This is a genomic window from Acidimicrobiales bacterium, from assembly GCA_035533595.1.
In the GTDB taxonomy this organism is placed as follows: domain Bacteria; phylum Actinomycetota; class Acidimicrobiia; order Acidimicrobiales; family Bog-793; genus DATLTN01.
Window position 1 is genome coordinate 1 of sequence record DATLTN010000037.1, and the last position, 3,527, is coordinate 3,527.

At 71.4% G+C, this 3,527-nt stretch carries 4 protein-coding genes; 1 reads left to right on the forward strand and 3 read right to left on the reverse strand.

The window, feature by feature from the left end:
* From VNF07_07060 to VNF07_07070, 3 genes are all read right to left on the reverse strand, one after another.
* Positions 1-806 (reverse strand): hypothetical protein (locus VNF07_07060; GenBank protein ID HVB05984.1); only part of this gene is annotated, 806 nt, incomplete at its 3' end.
* Positions 807-950: 144 nt separating this feature from the next.
* Complete coding sequence (locus VNF07_07065; protein HVB05985.1) at positions 951-1,385, reverse strand: DUF664 domain-containing protein; 435 nt, start codon at positions 1,383-1,385, stop codon at positions 951-953.
* A gap of 83 nt (positions 1,386-1,468) precedes the next feature.
* Positions 1,469-3,076, reverse strand: coding sequence for a hypothetical protein (locus tag VNF07_07070; protein HVB05986.1), 1,608 nt, complete (start codon positions 3,074-3,076; stop codon positions 1,469-1,471).
* Between the two features lie 262 nt (positions 3,077-3,338).
* Between VNF07_07070 and VNF07_07075 the strand changes: the two genes are divergently transcribed.
* Positions 3,339-3,527 (forward strand): hypothetical protein (locus VNF07_07075; GenBank protein ID HVB05987.1); only part of this gene is annotated, 189 nt, incomplete at its 3' end.

Sequence of the window (3,527 nt, forward strand, 5' to 3'; positions counted from 1 at the left end):
TAGCTGTGGGCGGTGCCGTTGCGGGTGATCAGCCGGTAGCCCCGGCCGCTCGCCGTGGGGACGAGCGAGATGACCGGGAAGGTCGTCGGCTCGGGCGGTGAGCCGTGGTAGGCGGCATCGCCGAAAGCGAAGACGTCGCCCGCGTCAGAGGCGAGCCAGTAGCCCTTCCCCGAGGGCGTGCCGGCCGCGGCGGCAATGGTCGGCGCTGCGGGCGCCACCGGCTTTTTCGCCGGCTCTCCCCCCGAGAACAGCGCCTCGAGCTGCGCGCGGCTCCCGAGGAAGGCGTCGAGGTCGACGAGGGCCGGGATCCCGGGCACCTCGGCCTTGTCGGTCATCCCCCACAGCTGCGCGCCCGCCGGCGGGTCCTTCACCCCGAAGTCGTCGACCCACAGCGGCATTGTCCCGGCAAACGGGCCGTGAGTTCGCAGGAAGGCCGGGTAGCTGACCATCCCGAAGTCGCCGCCGGCGTTGTGGAGCTCGCCCCACCACGCGGCGATCTCCCGTGGGCCGTTCCTGCCGCCGGTGACCTCGAGGTCGCCCCAGACGGGGCCGAACTTCGCGAGCATCCGTAGGTCCTCGGCCTGGGGGGCGATCGGCCTGCTCGGCTCGAGATAGACGTAGGAGCCGGTGAGGGCGCCCGCCTTCTTGAAGCCGTCGTGGTCGGCGATGAAGTGCGGGTTCTCGGCGGCCGACTCGTCGCGGTATTCGATGATCGCGAAGTCGACGCCTTTCTCGACTGCGAGCTCGTAGTCGATCGGCTTGCCGTCCGGGTGCTGAAAGACCGAAACGTCGACGCCGGTGATCACGCTGCGCTCGCAAATGCCGGCACCGCGGAGGCGCCGACTTCGCGCCAGGTGAGCTGCCGGGAATTGACATATCCCGGACCGACCCCCCGGGAGGATACCAGCGGCCCGGGGCACCGAGCCGAGGGCGGCCGCGCCCGAGGCACCTCAGCCGCGGGCGGCGACCAGCAGGTCACGGGTCAGCTCCATTTGACCGAGGTGCTGAGAGAGCTCCTCGTAGACGTGCAGGAGCGCTCCGCCCTGGGTGCTCCCGAGCGGGGAGGTGGCGTCGGCGGCGGCGGTCGGCACGCGCGGCGGCGCGCCCATCTCTGCCCCGGCGACGTCGGCGTGGAACTGGGTCCGCACGCTCTCGGCTCTTCGGGCGAGCTCGGCGGTCGACCCGGTGGCGACGAACTCCGCGTCCCGGTCCCGCTCGACCTCGCGACCGGCGACGGTCCGGCCGCCCCACCAAGAGACGACCCCGAGGCAGTGCGTGAGGATCGCGTACGGACTGTTCGCGCCGGGCAGCTCCGGGGCGGCGTTCGCTCCCTCATCACCGAGTCCGAGAACGATCGCCACCATCTGCTCGAGCGCCCTGTCCACAAACCAGCAAAAGTCGTCGGCACTGATCATTGGGTCGTCCCTCCCGTTCGCGGCGCCTCCGCAGTCAACCACGACCGGCCCGGCTACGGCGTGTGGCGAAAGACCTGGAAGTACTGCCCGGAGGCGACCAGCCGGTAATGGGCGTCGACATAGGCGACGAGCGCGGGGGTCAGTGGGATCTTCACGTTCGTCTGTCGGTAGATGAGGTAGTTCGCCTGCTCCAACCAGCTCGTCCATTGCGAGACGAGCGCCGGGGAGAAGGGCGGGGAGGCGGGCGGGCTGCCGTCGTTCAGCGCGATCCAGGTCCCGTAGGAGTCGTCGAGCGTCGGACAGCCCGGGGGCGAGGTGAAGCGGTCCGAGACGAGCGCGTAGACGACGTCGACCGAGAGCACGCAGGCCCCCGGTGGGATGGCCGCGTCGATCACCGGCGCCGGGTTGTTGATCCCGCTCGACGCGAGGTACTGCGACGCGTAGCTGGCGTTGGCGGGGACGGCGAGCGCAGCCGCTACCACTGCGGCCGCCCACGGCAGTCGACCGAGCGCGCGCCGCAGCCGCGGGTCGACGGAGGGCCTGCGGGCGAGGCCCTCCCGGAACCTCCACACGATCGACGACAACGCGAGCGCGCAGAGCGGCGCGATGAACACCGCCGGGAAGTAGGCGTAGTAGGCGTAGAACTCGCGCGAGATGAACTCCGCGGCGACAGCGACCGCCGCGCCGCTCGCGAGGGCGAACTCGAGCGACGAGTGGCCGCGGACGCACACGAAGTACGCCCCGAGCAGCGCCACCAGCGCGACGCCGGCGAGGACGCCGACGCTCGCGGCAAGGTTGGGGCCCCAGCCGCCGATACCGGTGAGCTGCAGCAGGCGATCGCCGGGCGGGGCTGTCGGCGTCCCCCGGCGGCCGCGCAGCCACTGCGACGCGACGACGTCCCGGAAGAACGCCGCCGGGGCCGCGGCGGCGAAGGGCCCCGCGAACACAGCGAGGGCGACGACGAGGCCGAAGGCGAAGCGGCCGATCGCCTCGCGGTGGCGGAACAGCAGGTAGGCGCCGATCGCGAGGAGCGGGAAGACTGCCCAGATCTTGACGGTGCTGGCGAGGCCGAAGGCCGCGCCGGCACCGATCAGCCGGCGCCCGGTCGCGAGCTGGCCCTTCGGGAAGGCGAGCAGCAGACCGAGGAGACAGAAGAAGGCGAGGTAGGGCTCGAGCAGGAGGGTGTTGTCGGCGGCGACGGCGACTGGGAAGCAGGCAAGGAAGAGGCCAGCGGCGAAGGCGGCGAAGGCGCCCCGGTGGCGGACGAGCAGGCCGACGAGCACGACGTTTGCCGTCACGACGGCGACGGTGAGACAGCGGGCGGCGGCGAACCCCACTCGCGTGCCGAACAGATGCCCGACGGCGGCGAGCGGGAGCAGGAGGACGGCGATCCCCGGCGGGTGGACGATGACGAAGTCCTTGTACGGGAAGAGGCCGTCGGAGAGGCGCATCGCGGCCCCGAAGTAGACGCCGTCGTCGCCGTCGTAGACGCTGAAGAGCAAGTTCGGCGTCGAGTACTGGTAGCAGCACAGGCCGAGGGCGATGAGCGACGGGACAGCGATCGCCGCGGCGACCGGCGGCAGCCTCCGGAGGCGGGCGAAGCGTCCTCCTCGGCGCGACCGCTCGCCGACCGCGGGCGACGTCCCGGCAGCGTCGCTCACCGCCACGACGGTAGCGCGCACGTCTTTTCCGGCTCCGCCAGGGCGCTCATCGTCCCTCGCCAGCCCCGTTCGCTCGCCCCGCGGCCAAGTTGTAACCACTCCGCGCGCGTGCCTGTAACCACGCGACGCGCGATTTTCGAGAAACATGACCACGGAGAGCGAACATCCACCCTTCCGAGAGCCGGATCGGAGTTCGATGGCATATGAGGTCACGGTCAGGAGTCGGCACTACTGCCGACCACGGTTCGCGGCCATTCCCCCGGTGTACGCCTTCGTCGCACCGACGGCGTTCGCTCCCCGAGTTCCCCTCGCCCCACCCGAGGGGAACTCGCTCTGGCATCCACGCGCCCAGTTCCCCCGGGCGCGTGGATGCCTCCTCCTCCTGCTCCTCCTCGGCGTGCTCGCCGGCCTCGCGCTCTCGCCGCTGTTCTCGCGCGCCGGCTCGGCATCC